Genomic DNA, 19,313 nt, shown 5'->3' with positions numbered 1-19,313 from the left:
CGGGAAGGAAGACCCATGAGCAACGCCCAGATGACCCCCAACAAGGACCTCGCCGAGGGCTTCGCCCACGTCGGCGCCCTGTTCGCGGGTGACGACCGGAATATCGAGGAAATCTACCGCGACCACCGCGCCAACATGCCGGTGATGAAGGGCGATATCTGCGCCGAACTGGGCGCTGCCTCCTTTGCCGGTGATACCGGCCGCCCGATCTATACGATCTTCAAGCACGCCGACGTGATGAAGGTGCTGCGCGACACCAGGACCTTCACCAGCGGTATCCTGATGGAGACGGGTCTGGGCCAGTTCCTGGACGGACTGATGATCACCGGCCTGGACGGCGACGAGCATCGTCAATTGAGGGGCATTCTCCAGCCGTCGTTCACTCCGGCGGTCATGGAAGAGTGGCGCGAAACCTATATCCGTCCGCTCATCCAGACTTCGTTCGTCGAGCCCCTCATCTCGCTGGGCAAGGCCGAACTGGTTTCGACCGTCGGCGTGATGTTCCCGATCCATGTTGTCTATGCAGTGCTGGGTTTCCCTGATGACGATCCGGCTGCCCTTGAGACATTCGCCACCAAGGCCCTCAGGGTCCTGGGTGGCATGGCCAATGATCCCGAGGCCAAGCGCGCTGCCTTCCATGCGTTTCAGGAACTCTATGATCCGACCCTGGCCGCCGTCCAGGCGCGACGCGCATCCGGTGCCGAGGGGTCCGATCTGATCAGCCGCCTTATCCGCGCCGAATTCGAAGGACGCACGCTGAGTGATCACCAGATCACCAATTTCGTCCGCATGATGCTGCCGGCTGCATCGGAAACCACCTCTCGCACCTTCGCGATCATGATGACCCACCTGTTCGACCACCCCGAGGTGCTTGAAAGACTTCGCGCGGACCGATCTCTGATGCGCAAGGTCCTCGACGAGAGCCTCCGTCATGATGCAGTCGCGACCTTCAAGGTGCGCGAGACCCAGACCGAGGTCACGATCCAGGACGTCACGATCCCGAAGGGCTCGATCATCTCGGCCTGCGTGGGTTCTGCAAATCGGGACGAGACAGTGTTCGAGAACCCAGACGTCTTCGATATTGACCGCAAGCAGATGGCGTCATTCGGGTTTGGTTTCGGTGCCCATATGTGCATCGGCATGTGGCTGGCCAAGGTCGAGATCGAGGAGGCCGTCGGCCTGCTGCTCGACAAACTGCCCAACCTGCGACTCGATCCGGATTATCCTCGCCCTGTTGTGCGGGGCGTACACTTGCGCGGACCCGAGGCTGTTCATGTCATCTGGGACACCCCCTGACACCATAAGCGCCTGCCCCGTCCGGCGTTCAGGCCAATCGCAGACCAAACCTCTCCGCCTTTCCGGGCCGCTCCAGTTTCCGCAAGAAAAAGCCGCCGACCGGGAAACCGGTCGGCGGCGAAGTTCATCAGGAGCAGGGTAGTTCTAGAAACGCTTCGTCAGTGAAGCACCGTAGGTGGTTGGCTCCCCGATGAAGGCTGTCGCGAAGCCGAGGCCTGCAGAGTAGACGTCGGCAAACTGTCGGGTGTTGTATTCCTCCCCGGTCAGGTTCTTGCCGTAGAGGGCGAGCTCGATGTTCTGGGCATCGAATTCGACTGCGACGCGGGCGTTCAGCAGGCCATATCCGGGAGTCCGGGTAATGTCGTTCGCCGCTGCATAGATGGCCTGGGTTGCAGCCGACTGGTTTACCGAGGGCGTAACCGGGTTGAAGAACTGCCGCCCCAGGTAGGAATAGTCGACGTGCAGGGTCACTGCGCCGAAGGACGTCGGCACGACCTGGGTGGCTCCGAGGTTGTACTGGATCTTCGGAAGCTGGGGCAGTTCCTCGTTGCTGCGGTCAACCGGGCAGATCGAGGCTGTGCCCGCCGGGTTCAGCGTGCAGCCCGCAAAGCCAATACCGGGGACCGCCTGACGTTCGATGAAGGATCCACTCTCGTATTCGCCGTTCATCAGGCTGATGTTGGAGGTCAGCTCCATGCCGGTCCATGGGCGGAAAGCACCCTCCAGTTCAATGCCGTAGACCCGGGCATTGCCGGCGTTGACGATGAACTGGGTACTCGCTCCGGCCGGGGTCAGTGCAGCGGCATTACGCTGGACGTCCGACTGCCAGGAGTGGAAGACCGCGACGTTGGTGCGCAGGCGGTTCTCCAGCCAGGTCGCCTTCAGGCCTGCTTCGAGATCCTTGACGGTTTCCGGCTCGAAGGCTGGCAGGCCACCGGCGCGGGTGTTCCAGCCGCCAGACTTGGACGCACGACGGGTCTGGACATAGGCAAACACATCCTCGTTGACCTGCCAGTCCACGCCCAGGGTCCAGGCCGGGTAATCGAAATTGACCTTCTGTGTCTGGGTGCAAACCCCGGGCACATCAGGTGTCGGCACATTGCAGGTCCCGGGCAGGCCCCAGACCGTGAAATTGTGCAGTTCGGTTTCGCGGCTGTCCCAGGTCCAGCGCAGCCCGGCAGCGATTCGGACCGCATCCGTCAGCTGGTAATAGCCCTGACCGAAGACACCGGCAGACCGGTTGTGCACATCGGCCATGTTCTGTCCGGCAAGGCCGGCGTTGGGGCGGGACACGGCATTGTAGGGCAGGAAGCCGAAATTTTGCGACCGGCTGAATTCGACGCCGGTTTCGTCAGAGAAATAGACACCCGCGATATAGGTCAGCTTCTCGCTGAAGCTTCCACTGATCTGGAGTTCCTGGGACCACTGGTCGGAACTGTAACCAGCCCAGGTGGTCAGGATCGGCACTGGCGTTCCATCCGTGTCGATGATGCCGTCCGTGTCGCTGTACCGGTAGGCCGTGATCGACTTCAGGGTCGCGTTGCCCAGATCAAGCGAGGCGTTCAGACTGAATCCGTAGGCCTCCAGCTGGTTGCCCAGGGGTCGGCTGTAGAGGGCCCGCACCTCTGCCGGCAGCGTTGCAAATGTCGGCGTGTTCGGCACCAGATAGCCGGTCGCATAGGTGTCATAGAAACCGTTGCGGTTGTGGAGTGCAGTGTTCAGCGTATTAAACAGGCCGAACGGGCCGAAGGATCCGGTCGGGCCGAACACCTGGGGTGCATAGGCGTGCAGGGCCGTGAACTGGCCGTTGTCCTCGATCTTGTTGTAGTCGCCGGAAAAGACGAGCGACAGCCTGTCGCTCTCATACTTGAGCTTGGCGCGTACGAAGTCGCTGTTCTGGTCCCAGATGTCGCGTCCCAAGGGAATGCTTTGGCCATACCCACTGCGACTCTTGGTGCTCGCGACGATGCGGGCCGACAGCTGGTCGGTGATCGGGCCCGTGACCACGAAGCTCGCGCCGAACTGATCGTAGTTTCCGGTCTCGACCCTGGCCAGCCCTCCGAAGGTCTGGCTGGGATCAGCGCTCAGGATGTTGACGGCACCGCCGATTGTGTTGCGTCCGAACAGCGTGCCTTGTGGTCCGCGCAGCACCTCAACGCGTTGCAGATCGAACAGATCCGTCAGGCCCTGCGACGGGCGTGGGATGTAGACACCATCGACATAGATGGCGACGGCCGGGTCATTGGAGACCAGCGCCTGGAGGTTTCCCTGGCCGCGCATGGACACGAAGGCAAAGCCCGAGGAAGAAGGCGCTCCGGTGGCGATTGAAAGGCTGGGAGTCGTCCGCTGCAGGTCGGTAACGTCGGCGACCTGCGCCCGCTCCAGCGCCTCGGCCCCGATTGCCGTAACAGCGACTGGGGTCGATTGCAGGTTTTCCTGCGTACGGCGCGCCGTGACGACGATTTCTTCGAGTTGATCAGACTGAGCCTGCGGCTGGGCGGTCTGCGCTATGACCGGAGCGGTCAGTGCAGTACAGGCCAGAAGCCCGAGGGCTCCGCTTCGCCGTACCAAACAAGACAAACGTCGGCTGTCAGAAAATCGCATTTTGGTCTCCCCGGTGGGGTCTAACGCCCCGCGTTTCGCAACTGCCATCAAGCGCCGCGCTGTCGTAAGGCTAAACAGAATTGGAAATCTGTCGCAAGAATAAAAATCTAGGGTAAGAATGGCTTTGCGCCAGGTCGATGCCGCGTGACAAGAATCGCACGGTTCTGGATGGCTTACCTTGGCCGTCCGCGAGCGAGGGCAACTGCTGCAAGGGAGTGAACGTCATGAGACCCACCAACGCCTTGTCCGAAAAGCGCATTATCGTCACCGGAGCGGCCCGGGGCATTGGAGCCAGCGCAGTCCGTGCCCTGGTCGCGGCCGGTGCAACGGTGACGGGGCTCGACATTACCGAACCGCTGGAAAACGGAGCCCCGGTTCCGGGCGACGGGCGACTGACCCATCATCTTTGCGATGTTTCATCCCGCCAATCCGCGAGTCTGGCCTTTGACAGCGCCGTGAAGACCATGGGCGGGCTGGACGTCCTGATCCATGTCGCTGGCATTCAGCGATACACGCCAGCAGAGAGCATCACCGACGACGAGTGGGATCTTGTCATGGGGGTGAACGCTCGTGGCACGATGATCACGAACCAGGCCGCGTTTCCGCACCTGAAGGACCGGGGCGGGCGGATCGTCAACTTTGCTTCCGCCGCCGGAGCTATGGGCTTGCGTGGCTGCGCCCATTACGCTGCGTCAAAGGGCGCTGTCCTGGCCTGGACGCGAACCATAGCCCAGGAGTGGGGCCAATATGGTATTACCGCCAACGCCATCGCGCCCGGAATGTGGACTCCCATGTACGAGGCGACCCGCTCCGGCATGACCCCCGAGCAACTCGTGGCTCACGACAGGGGAATGGCGATGATGATTCCCCTCGGCGGCAAACTCGGCGACCCCGATACCGACATGGCACCCGTCCTTGTCTTTCTTGCCAGCGATGCGTCGCACTTCATCACCGGGCAGACCCTCGCTGTCGACGGCGGCCTGATGATGGTGCGCTAGACCAACCGAACATCCAGGTCGGAACGAATGCGCGGCGCGTCGGCGATCGGGTTCGTCAGAATGCCGACACCTTCGATCTCGACCTGTACGACATCGCCAGGCACGAGCCATTTCGGGTTCGGGCGGCCAGCCGCGACTCCCGACGGCGTACCGGTCGCAATCAGATCGCCAGGGTACAGGGTGAAGATGGTCGACATCAGATGCACCAGATGCGCCACGTCCCAGTGCATCTCGGCAATGTCCGCGCTCTGGCGCAGTTCGCCATTGACGTGGGTCGTAAGCCGCAGCCCCTTGCATCCGGGCGGCAACTCGTCGGCGGTGACGATCTCGGGTCCAAACCCGCCGGTATTGAGGAAATTCTTGCCCGCAGTGACCGCTGAAGGAATGTAGTTGTAGGCCCGCACACTGCCGTCGTTGTGGCAGGCATAGCCCGCAACATGCGACAGCGCCTCATCGCGCGATATCATCCGCCCTCCCCTGCCGATCACGACCATCAGTTCGCCTTCGTAGTCGAGCGTTTCGGAGGCTTCCGGTCGCCAGATCGGCTGATTGTGGGCCACCATCGAGTCGGGGACGCGAAGGAACATGCCCGGGAAGGACTGCACGTCGGCTTTCATCTCGTCGACATGCTTCATGTAGTTCTTGCCAAGGCCGATGATCTTGTCCGGCAGGGCAATCGGTGTGAGATACCGCAAGCCTTCGACCGGATAACGTGCCTCCGCGCCTGCGCCGGCCGCAGCCTTTTCAACACCGGGCAAGGCCTCGGGACCGAGCGCCAGCAACGATCGGATATCACGCGGCAGGTCGGGTGCAGCGACACTCAGGTCAACGACCTCATCCCCCAGGCGAACGCCCATGGTTGCCGTGCCATTGCGCTCAAACGACAGCAGTCGCATCGATGTCTCCATGCATTGTCATCGGCCAGGCTTGATGTCTGTGGTTTCGATGTCCCATGTGGTGAGTGTCGCGCCCTCGTCCCGCAACTGGAACTTCAGGACGCGCCCCTGGGGATTGACCGGCAGTTCCGCCCGAAACTCGATGTAGCGGGGCACGGCATAATAGGGGACACGCTCCATCAGCCAGCGGCAGAGCTGTTCCTCGGTCAACTCCGCGTCCGGCTTGAGCTTGGCGGTGACCTTCAGATCGTCTTCCTGCATGTTTGACGGCACGGCATGGACAGCCACCTGCTCGATCGCCGGATGCGTCAGGATCGAGGTCTCCATTTCGAAGCTGGAAATGTTCTCGCCACGTCGGCGCAGATAGTCCTTCTTGCGATCTACGAAATAGAAGAACCCGTTCTCGTCGAACCGGCCGATGTCGCCTGTGTGGAACCAGAGATTGCCCCAGACTTTCAGCGTGTCCTCAGGTCGACGCCAATAACCCTTGAAGATGATGTCCGGCAGCAACGGCCGACATACGACTTCGCCCGCCGTGCCGACGGGAACCTCATTGTCGTTGTCATCAAAGATGCGGACATCGAGCTCGGGAGCGGCCTTGCCTGAAGAGCCCTCGGCGTAGGAACCGTCCTCGGGCATCGACGTGAGCAGGCCTTCAGTCAATCCGTAGACATTGGACCCGATTTTCTTCGCTCCGAACCGGTCGCGCCAGATCGCCTTGATCTCCTCAGGAAAGGGGTTGCCCTTGACGGTGTGGACTTGGCCGAAACACCGCGCCATGGCCTCGTGGTCGTCGGCGCGGGCCAGCATGGTGCCCAGTGATCCGAGGATCGATACCACCGTGGCCCTCGACTTCTCGATGGCAGGCCAGAATCCCGAAACCGAGAATTTTGGCGCGAACGAGATCGTCGCTCCGACCAGCATCACAGAGACCACACCGGTTGCCAGGGCGTTCATGTGGAATAACGGCAGAGGCGTCCAGTAGATGTCGTCTGGTCCAAACGGTGCCGAGCGCGTGAGCATCCGCGCGAAATGACACATCTGGTTTCCGGTGATCATGCAGCCCTTGGACGGGCCCGTCGTACCGGAGGTGTAGATCAGGGCATTCAGCGCTCCGGGATCAGGCAGATGCTCGAAAGCGCTGTCATCGCTTCCCCGATAGTCGTCCAGCGGCAGCAGGGTCAGGGCCGAGCCGGACGGGGCTTCGAATGCGCCCCGCACCAGAACGGTCTTCAGCGTCGTCAGCTGATCCTCGATATCAACGACCCGTTGGAGATACTTCGCCTCGCAGACCAGAAGGCTCGCTCCGGCATCCTCGATCTGATGACGCAGGAACTGCCCGATCAGGGCGGTATTCAAAGGTACGCTGATGACCGAAATCTTGTTGGCAGCGATCCAGGTCGTGACCGCATCGACATTGTTGTCCAGCATCGACACGATCGGCGTGCCGGCGACCAGTCCGAAATCCTGCAGAACGTGGGCAAAGCGGTTGCTGGTCCGGTCGAACGCTCTGTAGGTGTGCGTTTCACCACTGAAATCCAGGAAAACCTTGTCCGGATGCGCCTCGACCGCGCGACGCAGGGCGGCGATCGGTGTGTCACGAGGGCCTGTCCGCCAACCTGGCTGCGTGGAAGTGTTCATCGCGTTCCTTCGTCCACTCTGGCGAAGACGAGTCGTTGGGTCGTCCGGGGCGAGGCCCACGACACCTGCGACACGCCTCGCCTTGATCGTCCCTCGGGTCCTGCCGACTCGCGCCGGTTCGACTTGGCGGGCGGACAGGTTCCTTATCCGGTCTTGCTGGGCCGGTTCAGGGGAACCTAGCCGGGCCACCCCAAACGGTCCAGCTGTATTCTGGTGTTAGTCGTCTATTCTGTTTTCAGAACCCTTGATCTCGACGACAATCTTGCCGCTCACCCCGCGCGAAGCCAACCTCGCGATCGCCTCTCCGCCCCGTTCGAGCGAGAACCGTTCCGAGATGCTCGGCCGGATATGGCCTGCCGCATAGAGCGCCATCAAGTGTCGCATGTCCTCGGCCCCTGCCAGTGGGTCGCGCGCCATATGGGCACCCCAGAAGACCCCGATGACCTGGGCACTCTTCAGCAGGATCCGGTTCAATGGAATTGAGGGAATACCGGCGGCAAATCCCACAACCAGATAGCGCCCTTGCCAGGCGATCGATCGGAATGCGAGTTCGCTGCAGGCTCCCCCAACAGGATCAAGGATGACGTCGACGCCGCCCTCGCCGCACGCGGACCTCAAAGCCCGGGCAAATGCCTCGGCTGAATCTGTTCCCGAAAGATCGGGATCATAAAGAAGTCCTGCATCGGCACCCTTTGCGAGGGCAGCGTCGAGCTTGTCCTTTGAGGATGCCGCGGCAATCACCCGCGCGCCAAGCGCCTTGCCCAACTCCACCGCCGCAAGTCCGATCCCCCCTCCGGCTCCGAGAACAAGGAGGGTATCGCCCGCGCGGATGCCCCCTCGACCGACCAGGGCATAGTAGACCGTCCCATAGGTCACCTGGAACGCGGCCGCCTCGTCGAAGGGCATGTTGTCCGGGATAGCTGTGCAGCGATCTGCCGATACGACCACGACTTCAGCCATGGCTCCGAATGGCAGTGAGGCCGACACGCGCTGGCCGACGATCGGCCACGTCACCCCGTCGCCGACAGCATGCACAATCCCTGACAGTTCGCTGCCAGGCGAGAAAGGCCGGATCGGCTTGAGCTGATACCGGTCTTCGATCACCAGCAGGTCCGGAAAATTGACACCGCAGGCATGGACATTAACGGCCACCTGGCCTGAAGCCGGGACCGGTTCATCGACCTCACGAACCATAAGCGTGCCAGGACCACCCGGCGTCAGACTCTGCAGGGCTCGCACGGCACCCACCTCCATCGCGTCACGGACCGAGCCGTACACCCTGTCCGCCTATCGGCCAGCGACCCGACTGACAAGCAAATCCGTTCTGATAACAGAACGTCATTTCGCTTGCCGAATTGCGCCGATCGGCATAGCGTCGACAAAACAGACGTCGCCTCAAGCGCGCCTGGAGGATCGCCGTGCTTATCAAGTTTCGCACCATCGCGACGCCGGCTTCAGGCTGCAAGGTCGCCCTGTAGTCATGCCCGAACACACCTCGACACCACTTGCCGGAGGGGCCTGGTTTGCCGCCCGGCACTCGGAGCGGTTCACGGAAGGCTTGGTCATTTGAGCGCGGCCGGTTTTAGCCCTCAACACCCGGTCGTCCTGCACAGCGTGGCCACAAACCCGACGGAGCCTGTCCATGGCGGATGAAGCCATCGAACGCACAGTCCAGATCGAGCGCATCAATCGCGTGGGCTGGGTCGTTCTTGATCGTCCAAACCAGATCAATGCGATCAACCCCGCGCTTCGGACAGACGTCACACAGGCGCTGGAACGGCTGGATCAGGATCCGGACATCCGGGTGATCGCGCTACGCGGATCCGGCGACCGCGGATTCTGCGCCGGTGCCGACATCAAATTCCAGAGCGATGCCTCCTCCCTGCCAGCCCTTCGCGACGGCATGACTCCGGGATGGATCGAGGTTCTGGACCGGATCAGGAAGCCGGTCGTGGCCGCCATCCATGGCTTCTGCCTGGGCGGCGGGGTCGAGATCGCGCTGGCTTGCGATATCCGCATTGCGGCGCCCAACGCCGTGTTTGGCCTTCCCGAGACCGGCCTTGGCCTGATCCCCGGCGGCGGCGGAACCCAGCGCCTGCCTCGTATCGTCGGGCTTGGGCGCGCGCTTGACCTGCTTCTGACGGGCGACCGGATCGACGCGACCGAGGCTCTCAGGATCGGCCTGGTTTCGCGTCTGTCGGCTTCACCCGAGAGCCTGATTGAAGAGGTTCAGGCGATTGCCGAACGTATCGCCTCAAAGCCAGCGACCGCCTCGGCCTTCGTCAAGGAGGCGGCACGCGACGGGCTTGAACTCGACCTGCGCGCCGGACTGAAGCTCGAGAAGGATTTGTTCGTCCTTCTCATGTCGACCGAGGACCGCAAGGAAGCGGCCCGCGCCTTCAAGGAAAAGCGCCCGCCAGCGTTCACGGGGCGCTAGATGGGCTGTGGTCAAGGTCCGGAGGCCGAACGGTGAGAAAACTTCCGCTGCTCAGTGCAGAAACACGTCCGTTCTGGACCGGCGGGGAAGTCGGAGAGTTGCGGATACACCGTTGCGACGACTGCACCCTGTACTTCCACCCCCCGGCACCGATCTGCAGGCATTGCAGCAGCCTGAACGTCACGCCGACGCCGGTGTCCGGCCGTGGCCGCGTGGTGACCTTTACGATCAATCATCAGCCCTGGTCGCCGGCGCTGACCGAGCCTTACGTGGTCGCGATCATCGAACTGGAAGAGCAGACCGGCCTCCGTTTCCTGTCCAACGTCGTGAACTGTCCGGCCGATGAGGTAGCGATCGGCGCGCCTGTGACCGTCGTGTTCGAGAACATCGAGGACGTCTGGATTCCCCTGTTCGAACGAGCGGCCCGATGAACACCCGGTTTCTGGAAAAGAACGTCGCCATCACCGGCATCGGCCAGTCCGAGGTCGGACGCCCTTCTTCTCGCTCGGCGATGCAGCTGACGGTGGACGCGGCGCTGGAGGCCATCGCCGATGCGGGCCTGAGCCCCAAGGACATCGACGGGGTGTGTTCCTGGCCCGGCGACAACTCAAACGGTTCGAGTTTTTCGCCGGTCGGCCCGCTGTCGGTCATGACCATGCTCGGGCTGAACTGCAACTGGTTCAGCGGAGGTTACGAAGCCGCCGGCCCCCTCGCCGGGGTCATGAACGGTGCCATGGCCATCGCTGCGGGAATGGCGAACCACGTCCTCGTCTTTCGAACGATCACGGAATCCAGCAACCGGTCGAGCGGTTCAAGGGATCAGAGCCTCGCGGCCAAGTCCGGACCCCGCGACGGGAATTTCATGTGGCAGTGGTGCACGCCCTTCAACGTGCTGTCGGTCGTCAACATCACAGCGATGTACGCCGCTCTCCACATGGAGACCTATGGAACGACGCCTGAGCAGCTGGCGCAGATCGCGCTTACGACGCGTCGCAATGCACAGCTGAACCCCAAGGCCGTCATGCGCAAACCGATGACCATGGACGACTACTTCGCGTCGAAGATGATCTCAACACCGCTCAGGATGTTCGATTGCGACGTCCATTGCGACGCTTCGACTGCCATCGTCCTTTCGCGCCGCGACCTGGCGAAAGACCTGAGACATACGCCGATACGCATCGAAGCCATCGGTGCGGCCATGAACCAGCCCTATCTCTGGGACCAGGTTGATCTGACCGCCAATGCCATGCCGGACGCGGCCAGGGCGATGTGGGCGCGTACCGACCTGAAACCTTCCGATGTCGATACGGCGCAGCTCTACGATGGCTTCAGCATCCTGACCATGATGTGGCTCGAAGGCCTGGGTCTGTGTCCAAAGGGCGGAAGCGGAGCGTTTGTCGAGGGCGGGCACCGCATCGCGCTCGACGGCGAACTCCCGCTCAACACCAATGGCGGCCAGCTGTCGGGCGGACGCACCCACGGCATGGGCTATGTCCACGAGGCCTGCACCCAGCTGTGGGGCCGCGGGGGCGAACGACAGATCCGGGACCCCCATGTGGCCGTCTGTGCCGCCGGTGGCGGCCCGCTCGCAGGCAGCCTGCTTCTGGTCAAGGACTGAAATTGATCCGGCAAGCGCCCGCGTGCAGCCGATAACAAGGAGAACGAGATGAGCCTCTATGACCTGCTGCTCAGCGGCGATCTGATGGTCCACGATGCCGACCATACGGCCCACCAGATCGTCTCCAAGCTGGAAATCCACGGCCACGCGAACTGGCGCCAGGCCTTCCCCGGCCATCCCTATGTCGCCCACTTCCTGAGGGTTCATAAGTCACTGGCCATTTCACCCACCCGGGTCGAACCCCAGGGGCATCTGGATCTCCCCAATACCGGCGATCCCATGTTCCCGGGATTCCTCAAGAGCCTGGAAGATTTCCAGGGGCCTTTCCGTCCGATCAAGACGCACGCTACCGTCCTGGTCTCCGACAATATCGGTGGCGTGGTCGAACATCTTCTCAGCAAGAACCAGCCCTTCCGCCTCGCCCAGCTGACGCCGGAAATGCCCTTTGACCGGCTGTGGGTGGGATGCACGCCCGAGAACCCGGTCTATGAGCCCTCGGTCGACGGGGGTCTTTGCATCGAGGTCATTCCGCTGCAGGCGATCCAGATGCCTGCTGAAGCCTTCTCTTCCCCTCCCCCACGGCCACGTGATCCCCGGCCAGGCGACATGGTGCGCGTCGTCGGCCGCGGTTTCCTCGTGCGCGATCTGGACGACGTCCTCCGCCGCCTCGACGCCAACCTCGACCTCCAGCCCGGTGGAGCGGTCCAGCAACTGGACAGGGAGGGTTACAAGGTTGCCCAAGTCGGCTTCAACCTCGGAACCAGTGCCACGCTCGATGTGATCCAGCCGACTCGGTGGGACAGCCCGACGGGTCGATATCTGCACAACTGGGGCCCGGGGCCACACTATATCCGGATCTCGGTCACGGGCCTGGATGCCAAGGCCGAGCGGCTCAGGGCCCTCGGCGTCAGATTCGAGCGGATCGACGACTGCGAGGCCGTGGGTGGTGCAATGCTTCGGGTCGATCCGGCTGAACTCGGCGGCGCCATCTTCGAGTTCTGCGAAGACCAGACCTGACCATGGCCAGAGTCGCCCCCTTGCCGCTCGAAAGCTTGTCCGAGCCCCTTCGCGCAACGATCGCTCAAGGACAGGCAACGCGGATGCTGTCCAGCACCCTGCCGGTCCAGATCTGGGCCCGAAGGCCGGCCGCAGCCAATGCCTGGCTTGGAACAATGGCCGAGATCCACGAACGTGGCGTCCTGCCCGAACGGTTGCGTGAACTGGTCCGGCTGAAGATCGCCTCGATCACCAACTGTCCGATCTGCCAGGTCGCCCGCAAGTCCGATGAGGTCTCAGAGGCCGATATCATGGCGTGCAGCGACTGGTCTGACCCGCGCTTCAGCCCGCCAGAACAGGCGGCCCTGCGTTTCGCCGGGCTTTTCGCCGGTGACTATCTTTCCATTGGCGACGAGATCTTCGACCACCTCCGCGACCATTTCTCAGAGGACCAGATCGTCGAACTGCACCTGTTCAGCGGTCTGATGCTGGCCGGAGGGCGGATGACCTATGTGCTCAAGGGTTACGAGGACAAACCGGATTGAAGGCCGGCTTTGCGCGTCTGTCGCCCAATCTGCAGGGTGCGATCTGGGTGCTGCTGTCAGGGGTAACCTTCGTCACCATGACGACCCTGGTGAAACATCTGAGTGGTGACTACCCGTCCCATGTGCAGAATTTCTACCGCCAGACGGGGTCGCTGATCGTCGCCGTTCCTTTTATGCTGCGCAGTCCACGCAGCGTCCTGTTCGTGCCCAGATCGACCATTCCCGCACTGTTCCTGCGCGCCTTGCTGGCGACGATCGGGATGATCCTTCTGCTCTATACCTACGAAGCCCTGCCTATGGCCGAGGCAAACGCCCTGTCCTTCACCCGGCCCCTATGGGTCGTGCTGCTGGCAGCCCTGTTCCTCCGCGAAATGATCGGCCCCGGTCAGATCGTGGCCGTAGCTCTCGGGTTCGTTGGCGTCGTCATCATCATGCGACCCTGGGGTGCCGAGCTTGCCATCGGCTGGCCCCATCTGGCTGCTCTGGCGTCGGCCCTGTGCCTGGCGGGCACGATCACGGGCGTCAAATCCCTGACACGCAACCTGTCCGCCAGTTCGATACTGGTCTGGTCCAGCATCATTGGCGAAATTCTGGCCCTTCCATTTGCCCTGGCGGACTGGCGCTGGCCCAGCCCGGGCGACGTTATTCCGCTCTTTCTGATCGGCCTCCTCAGCGCAGCCAACCAGCTGCTGTTCATCAAGGGTATGGCGGTTGGAGAGGCGGCGATCCTCGCGCCCATAGACTATGCACGGCTTGTCCTGTCGGTCATTGCGGGCCTGATCGTCTTTGGCGAATGGCCTGACACCTTCACCTGGCTCGGTGCCGGCGTAATCGTCATATCAACCCTCTACATCACCGTTCGCGAGATCCGGTCCAAGCGAGCGAGAACGCTGGCCCTGGATGTCGGGCAGCCGGAATCTGTCACACCGCCGGGCCTCGTCCGAAAGGAGACTGACACCCCGGCCTGACAATCCGAAATCAGTTCTCAGGCTTCGGCATCAGGTTCTCATAGACCGTCGCCGTGGCCAGGCCACCCGAGCAACAGATCGCCTGGAGCCCGTACCGCTGTCCTGTCCGACCCAGTTCGTGGATCAAACTCGTTGCCAGTCGCGCTCCGGTCGCACCCAGCGGATGTCCCAGGGCGATGGCCCCTCCGTTTACATTCAGCCGGTCGGCGCCGACACCCGTCTGCTGCATCCACATCAGGGGAACGCTGGCAAAGGCCTCGTTGATTTCAAACAGGCCGATATCATCGAACGACAGTCCGGCAGACGCCGCGGCCTTCCGACTGGCAGTAACGGGTCCTTCCAGCATCAAGACCGGGTCGGCCCCCACCACTGCAACAGACACGATACGGGCCAATGGCGTCAGCCCATGCGTCCTGACGGCGGCTTCGGAAGCCAACAGGACGACCGCTGCCCCATCCGAGATCTGTGAGGCATTGCCGGCTGTGACCCGCCCTGGATCGCGGAAACTGGGCTTCAACGTGGACAGCTTTTCCCGACTGGTCTCGCGGCGGATGGTCTGGTCGACGTCAAGCGTTTCGCGCGGCCCTTCCCAGTCCTTCTCGGCCAGATCGTCGACTGGCACGGACACGGTTTCGGGCCGGAAATATCCAGCATCTGTAGCGGCCGCGGCGCGGCGATGGCTTTCGGCGGCGAAGTCGTCGAGCGCGTCGCGGTCGAAGCCGTATTTGTCGGAAATCCGCTCGGCCGCCTCGCCCTGGGACGTCAGTTCATACCGATCCGATACCAACCATCCGAACGCTTCGCCATGGATGGCGCGGTTGGACCCCATCGGCACCCGCGACATTGCCTCGGCTCCGCCCGCGACGACCAGATCACTGACGCCAGCCGCGATCTGCGCTGCGCCGATATGGATTGCCGCTTCCGACGACCCGCATTTGCGATCAACCGTCATAGCCGGGATCGTTACGGGCCACCCTGCACCCAGCAGTGAGGTTCGCGCGATATTGGCGGACTGCTCACCAATCTGAGTCACATTGCCGAAAATGACATCATCGATGCTGCTGGCGTCGACCCCGGCACGCGCAATCAGCTCATTCAGGGCATGGGCTCCCAGATGGTCGGCGCGAACCCCGGCCAGAGCCCCGCGAAACTTGCCGATCGGCGTACGAACCGCTGCGACCACATAGACCGGGTTCATAGGCTTGTGCCCTTCATTCCCGACCCCGGCACCTTGATACCGTTCTCGTATTTGTAGACGCCCCAGCCGACCTTGCGGCCATAACGGCCCGCCTTGACCATCTTGATGATGAGCGGGCACGGCCTGAACTTGTCGCCAAGCGTCGCATGCAGATAGTGCAGGACCGACAGCCGGGTGTCCCAACCCGTGAGGTCCCCCAGCTCCAGCGGCCCCATCGGATGGTTGAACCCAAGTCTCAGGGCTGTGTCGATATCTTCGGCGGTCGCGGCCCCCTCTTGAAGCATGTACATAGCTTCATTGCCGGCCATGGCCGACATCCGGCTGGTGGTGAGGCCCGGGGTCTCGTTGACCACGATCGCCGTCTTGCCCAACTGGGCCACATAATCCCGACAGGTCGCCACGGCCTCGTCGGTGGTCGCCAGACCACGCACCAGTTCGACAAGTTTCATCTTCGGGACGGGGTTGAAGAAATGCATGCCGATCACCCGCGTCGGATCCTGACAGGCTGCCGCAATCTCGGTGACGCTCAGTGCAGACGTGTTGGTGGCCAACAAACTCTTCGGGGCCATGACGGCCTCGGCCTTCCTGACGACATCAATCTTGGTCGCCAGGTTTTCGGAGACGGTCTCTACCAGCAGGTCGGCGTTCAAAGCCCCTTCATCCACGCTTTCGGACGTGGACAGCCTTGCCAGCGCTGCAGCCGCCGCCGGCTCCTCGACCTTGCCCAGCCGGACACCGTCCGAAAAGATCCCTGCGATCGTCGTTCGCGCCTTCGACAACTGTTCGCTGGACAGATCGATCAGACAGACCGTGTGTCCCGATGACGCAAACGCATGAGCGATACCGACGCCCATCAGGCCGGCCCCCACCACTGCAACCTTCGCCAATGTTCAATACCTTCTTCCTGGGCAGGAACGCCGCGTCGAAACAGGACCGGTTGCGTTTTGCGCACCCACTGAATCGGGCCGCTCCTGACGCCTCGGGCCTCCCCGCACGCGACGGCCCGGCCGTCGTCATCGTTGCCCGGACACTAAAGGGAAACAGGATGTCGCGGCAAACAGTATTCTCTGGTCAGAACGATATTCTGGAATGTATAGCTCCATGGGCTCGATGAGAGCGTGTGTTGAAACGTCCGGGATGCCTTTGTGAATCTCCTCGATCAATTCGGTCCACCCGTCCTTCCGTCAGGGCTGAGCCCTCTTCGCAAGGCCGTCCGGGGTTTTCTTGCCGACTGGACGCCAACCTCGACTCCAGAAAGCCGCGCATTGTCCTGGATGGGTTTCGACGCTGATTTCAGCCGACTTATCGGAGCCCGGGGCTGGTTGGGCCTGAGCATCCCCCGGCGCTATGGCGGGCACGATGCCTCGCCGTTCGACCGGTTCGTGGTCAGCGAGGAGCTGCTGGCTGCCGGCGCGCCCGTCACCGCCCACTGGATCGCCGACCGCCAGAGCGCGCCGCTGATCCTGCGCCACGGCACGGACGCCCAGAAGGACCGCTATCTGCCGGCAATCTGCGCCGGTGAAATGTATTTCTGCATCGGCATGAGCGAGCCTGCATCCGGCTCGGACCTCGCTTCCGTGCGCACGAGGGCCGACCGGCAGGCTGACGGGTCGTGGCTGTTGAACGGCCGAAAGGTCTGGACGACCAATGCCGACCGCTGCCATTTCATGATTGCCCTTGTTCGGACCGACCCCGCGAGCGAGCGCCAGGCAGGGCTGTCACAGATCATCGTTGACCTTTCCCTGCCCGGGGTCATGATCCGGCCGATCAGGGACCTTTCGGGCCATGAGCATTTCAATGAGGTCACGTTCGAAAATGTTCATCTCGACTCTGACGCTCTGATCGGAGTCGAGGGCGACGGCTGGGCGCAGGCAACGTCCGAACTGGCCTTTGAACGCAGCGGACCCGAACGGTTCCTGAGCGCCCTGACCCTGTTTCGATGTTTGGCCGGGGCCGTTGGTCCAAATCCTGACAGCCGTCAGGCCGTGGAACTCGGACGTCTGGTCGCCTGGCTGATCTCGCTCCGGTCGATGTCGATCTCGGTGACTGCGCAACTGGCGGCTGGCGATGACCCGGTGTGGGCTGCCTCCTGCGTCAAGGATCTCGGCACCGGCTATGAACAGGACACCGTCGAGGTCGCCATGAGGCTGATCGATTCCCTGCCCCCCGGCGAGCAGGCCGCCACCACCCGGCGAGTTCTGGCCATTGTCCAGAGTATGGCCCCGTCGTTCTCACTTCGCGGCGGCACGCGAGAAATCCTGCGCGGCATCCTCGCCCGCGGACTGGGAGTCCGCTGATGCGAACTCTGCTTCAGGAAACAATCGAGCGACTGCTAGCCGACGCGGTCACCCCCGACCTTCTGCGAGCCGCGGAGAACGGGGTCTGGCCAGCCGACCTGTGGAACGAGATCGAGGCCCTCGGGCTGCCGCTCGCTGCCGTCCCGGAACATCTCGGTGGAACCGGCGCAAGCTGGACCGACATCTTCGTCATCATCCGTGCCTGTGGGGTCGCCGCCACGCCGGTTCCCTTGCCCGAGGCCATTCTGGCCAACAGCCTTCTGGCCTCCTGCGGTCTGGCACCGCCGGCCAGCGGCGCGATCGTCTTCGCCGCTGGCCCCGCCGATCAACCGATCGCCGAGGTTCCATGGGGCCGACATACCCAGTGGCTGGTTCTGCAGGATCACGTCTCCGGTCTCATCGCGCTGCACTCTATGTCCGGAGCCGAGATCATCGCTGGCACGAATGTGGCCGGCGAACCGCGCGACACCGTCTCGCTCGCGCCCGGGTCTCTGGTCGCCGAGGCTGCCCGTCCTGCCGCTGTGGACGCTGTCTTGCTAGGAGGGGCTATGCTCCGGTCGGCCCAGATGGCTGGTGCGCTCGGCCGCCTCACGGAATTGAATGCCGACTATGCCAACGAGCGCGTGCAGTTCGGACGTCCCATCGGCAAGTTTCAGGCGGTGCAGCAGCAGCTCGCAGTTCTCTCCACCCAGGCTGCGGCCGCATTGGCCGCTGCGGAAGCCGCCTTCCTCATGGCCAGTCCGGCCTCCGCCTTCCTGACCACCGCCTCGGCCAAGGTGGTATCGGGTGAGGCCTCCGGAACGGGGGCGGCGATCGCCCACGCGGTCTTTGGGGCCATCGGCTTCACCCACGAGCACAGCCTTCATTTTCTGACGCGTCGTCTCTGGGCCTGGCGCGCCGAATACGGGTCAGACACCTTCTGGGCAGAGCGGCTGGGGCTAGCCGTTGCGTCAGCGGGTGATGACGGCCTCTGGCCCCTGGTGACCGACGCATTCACGGAGACCGTGGTCCATGACTGACTTCCTGCTGAAGACCCGCGATGGCCCGGTTGCCATCTGGACCCTGAACCGGCCCGAGGCTCGCAATGCCTTCTCCAAGCCCGAGGACATGTTCGAGATCGAGGACGCATGCGACGAGGTCCGCGCCGACCCCTCGATCCACGTCGTCGTCCTGACCGGAGCGGGCGCGTCCTTCTGCGCCGGTGGCGACATCAAGGCGATGCAGAACCGCACCGGCATCTTCGAGGGCTCACCGTACCGCCTGCGCAACCGCTACCGCGACGGTATCCAGCGGATCCCCATGGCGCTCTACGAACTGGAGGCCCCGGTCATCGCGGCGGTCAACGGCCATGCCATCGGGGCCGGTCTCGACTTCGCCTGCATGGCCGATATCCGCATCGCCTCAACCACCGCGACCTTCGCCGAGAGCTTCGTAAAGCTAGGCATCGTCCCGGGCGATGGCGGAGCGTGGCTGCTTCCAAGGATCGTCGGGATGCCGCGCGCCAGTCACATGGCCCTGACCGGTGACCCACTGGATGCCCGGACAGCGCTGGACTGGACGCTGGTGACACAGTTGACCGCGCCGGAAGACCTGATGAGCACGGCCATGGCACTGGCCCACCGCGTGGCCTCCAGCCCCGGCCATGCACTCCGGCTGACAAAGCGACTGTTGCGCGAAGGCCAGCATATGCGGCTGGCACCCCTGCTGGAATTGTCGGCCGCCTACCAGGCCCTCGCACATCACACCAACGACCACGCCGAGGCCGTCAATGCGATGATCGAAAAGCGCACTCCCACCTATACAGACAGCTGAGCGAGCC

17 protein-coding genes are annotated in these 19,313 nt (G+C 63.0%); 11 read left to right on the top strand and 6 right to left on the bottom strand.

Going from position 1 to position 19,313, the window contains the following annotated elements:
* Positions 1-15: 15 nt before the first annotated feature.
* Positions 16-1,296: a cytochrome P450 gene (locus HZ989_RS08675; RefSeq protein ID WP_209320462.1), complete on the top strand. Its 1,281-nt coding sequence runs from the start codon at positions 16-18 to the stop codon at positions 1,294-1,296.
* 144 nt (positions 1,297-1,440) lie between these two features.
* Here the strand turns inward: HZ989_RS08675 and HZ989_RS08670 are convergent, their stop codons facing one another.
* Complete coding sequence (locus HZ989_RS08670) at positions 1,441-3,867, bottom strand: TonB-dependent receptor (protein ID WP_209320461.1); 2,427 nt, start codon at positions 3,865-3,867, stop codon at positions 1,441-1,443.
* A gap of 257 nt (positions 3,868-4,124) precedes the next feature.
* Between HZ989_RS08670 and HZ989_RS08665 the strand changes: the two genes are divergently transcribed.
* Complete coding sequence (locus HZ989_RS08665) at positions 4,125-4,898, top strand: SDR family NAD(P)-dependent oxidoreductase (RefSeq protein ID WP_209320460.1); 774 nt, start codon at positions 4,125-4,127, stop codon at positions 4,896-4,898.
* Here the strand turns inward: HZ989_RS08665 and HZ989_RS08660 are convergent.
* The 3 genes from HZ989_RS08660 to HZ989_RS08650 form a co-directional block, all read right to left on the bottom strand.
* The gene (locus HZ989_RS08660; RefSeq protein ID WP_209320459.1) at positions 4,895-5,794 is read right to left on the bottom strand and encodes a fumarylacetoacetate hydrolase family protein; all 900 of its coding nucleotides are present in this window, start codon (positions 5,792-5,794) and stop codon (positions 4,895-4,897) included. The genes HZ989_RS08665 and HZ989_RS08660 overlap by 4 nt on opposite strands.
* A gap of 18 nt (positions 5,795-5,812) precedes the next feature.
* Complete coding sequence (locus HZ989_RS08655) at positions 5,813-7,435, bottom strand: AMP-binding protein (RefSeq protein ID WP_209320458.1); 1,623 nt, start codon at positions 7,433-7,435, stop codon at positions 5,813-5,815.
* A 216-nt stretch (positions 7,436-7,651) separates the two neighbouring features.
* On the bottom strand, positions 7,652-8,674 hold the full coding sequence (locus tag HZ989_RS08650) for an NADPH:quinone oxidoreductase family protein (protein WP_209323079.1): 1,023 nt from the start codon (positions 8,672-8,674) through the stop codon (positions 7,652-7,654).
* A gap of 403 nt (positions 8,675-9,077) precedes the next feature.
* On the opposite strand from HZ989_RS08650, the gene HZ989_RS08645 reads away from it, so the two are divergent.
* From HZ989_RS08645 to HZ989_RS08620, 6 genes are all read left to right on the top strand, one after another.
* The gene (locus tag HZ989_RS08645) at positions 9,078-9,872 is read left to right on the top strand and encodes an enoyl-CoA hydratase/isomerase family protein (protein WP_209320457.1); all 795 of its coding nucleotides are present in this window, start codon (positions 9,078-9,080) and stop codon (positions 9,870-9,872) included.
* 32 nt (positions 9,873-9,904) lie between these two features.
* Positions 9,905-10,303, top strand: coding sequence for a Zn-ribbon domain-containing OB-fold protein (locus tag HZ989_RS08640; protein ID WP_209320456.1), 399 nt, complete (start codon positions 9,905-9,907; stop codon positions 10,301-10,303).
* A complete protein-coding gene (locus tag HZ989_RS08635; protein WP_209320455.1) occupies positions 10,300-11,490 on the top strand; it encodes a thiolase family protein in 1,191 nt (396 codons plus the stop codon). The genes HZ989_RS08640 and HZ989_RS08635 overlap by 4 nt, the downstream gene beginning before the upstream one ends.
* Positions 11,491-11,538: 48 nt before the next feature.
* Positions 11,539-12,507, top strand: coding sequence for a lactoylglutathione lyase (locus HZ989_RS08630; protein WP_209320454.1), 969 nt, complete (start codon positions 11,539-11,541; stop codon positions 12,505-12,507).
* A gap of 83 nt (positions 12,508-12,590) precedes the next feature.
* A complete protein-coding gene (locus HZ989_RS08625) occupies positions 12,591-13,031 on the top strand; it encodes a carboxymuconolactone decarboxylase family protein (RefSeq protein ID WP_245162326.1) in 441 nt (146 codons plus the stop codon).
* Positions 13,028-13,999, top strand: a complete 972-nt coding sequence (locus HZ989_RS08620) for a DMT family transporter (protein ID WP_209320452.1) — start codon at positions 13,028-13,030, stop codon at positions 13,997-13,999. Before HZ989_RS08625 ends, HZ989_RS08620 begins: the two co-directional genes overlap by 4 nt.
* 10 nt (positions 14,000-14,009) lie before the next feature.
* Here the strand turns inward: HZ989_RS08620 and HZ989_RS08615 are convergent, their stop codons facing one another.
* Positions 14,010-15,197 (bottom strand): thiolase family protein, encoded by a 1,188-nt coding sequence (locus HZ989_RS08615; protein WP_209320451.1) that lies wholly within the window; start codon positions 15,195-15,197, stop codon positions 14,010-14,012.
* Positions 15,194-16,084: a 3-hydroxyacyl-CoA dehydrogenase gene (locus HZ989_RS08610; RefSeq protein ID WP_209320450.1), complete on the bottom strand. Its 891-nt coding sequence runs from the start codon at positions 16,082-16,084 to the stop codon at positions 15,194-15,196. Before HZ989_RS08610 ends, HZ989_RS08615 begins: the two co-directional genes overlap by 4 nt.
* Before the next feature lie 258 nt (positions 16,085-16,342).
* On the opposite strand from HZ989_RS08610, the gene HZ989_RS08605 reads away from it, so the two are divergent.
* Genes HZ989_RS08605 through HZ989_RS08595 form a run of 3 tightly spaced genes read left to right on the top strand, consistent with a single transcriptional unit; the run spans position 16,343 to position 19,306 of the window.
* Entirely contained in the window at positions 16,343-17,494 is a 1,152-nt protein-coding gene (locus tag HZ989_RS08605) for an acyl-CoA dehydrogenase family protein (RefSeq protein WP_209320449.1), read from the top strand.
* A complete protein-coding gene (locus HZ989_RS08600; RefSeq protein ID WP_209320448.1) occupies positions 17,494-18,513 on the top strand; it encodes an acyl-CoA dehydrogenase family protein in 1,020 nt (339 codons plus the stop codon). Before HZ989_RS08605 ends, HZ989_RS08600 begins: the two co-directional genes overlap by 1 nt.
* Positions 18,506-19,306: a crotonase/enoyl-CoA hydratase family protein gene (locus HZ989_RS08595; protein ID WP_209320447.1), complete on the top strand. Its 801-nt coding sequence runs from the start codon at positions 18,506-18,508 to the stop codon at positions 19,304-19,306. Before HZ989_RS08600 ends, HZ989_RS08595 begins: the two co-directional genes overlap by 8 nt.
* The last annotated feature ends 7 nt before the right edge of the window (positions 19,307-19,313 follow it).

Source organism: Brevundimonas sp. AJA228-03, assembly GCF_017795885.1.
GTDB lineage: Bacteria > Pseudomonadota > Alphaproteobacteria > Caulobacterales > Caulobacteraceae > Brevundimonas.
This window is presented reverse-complemented; position numbering and strand designations above follow the sequence as displayed.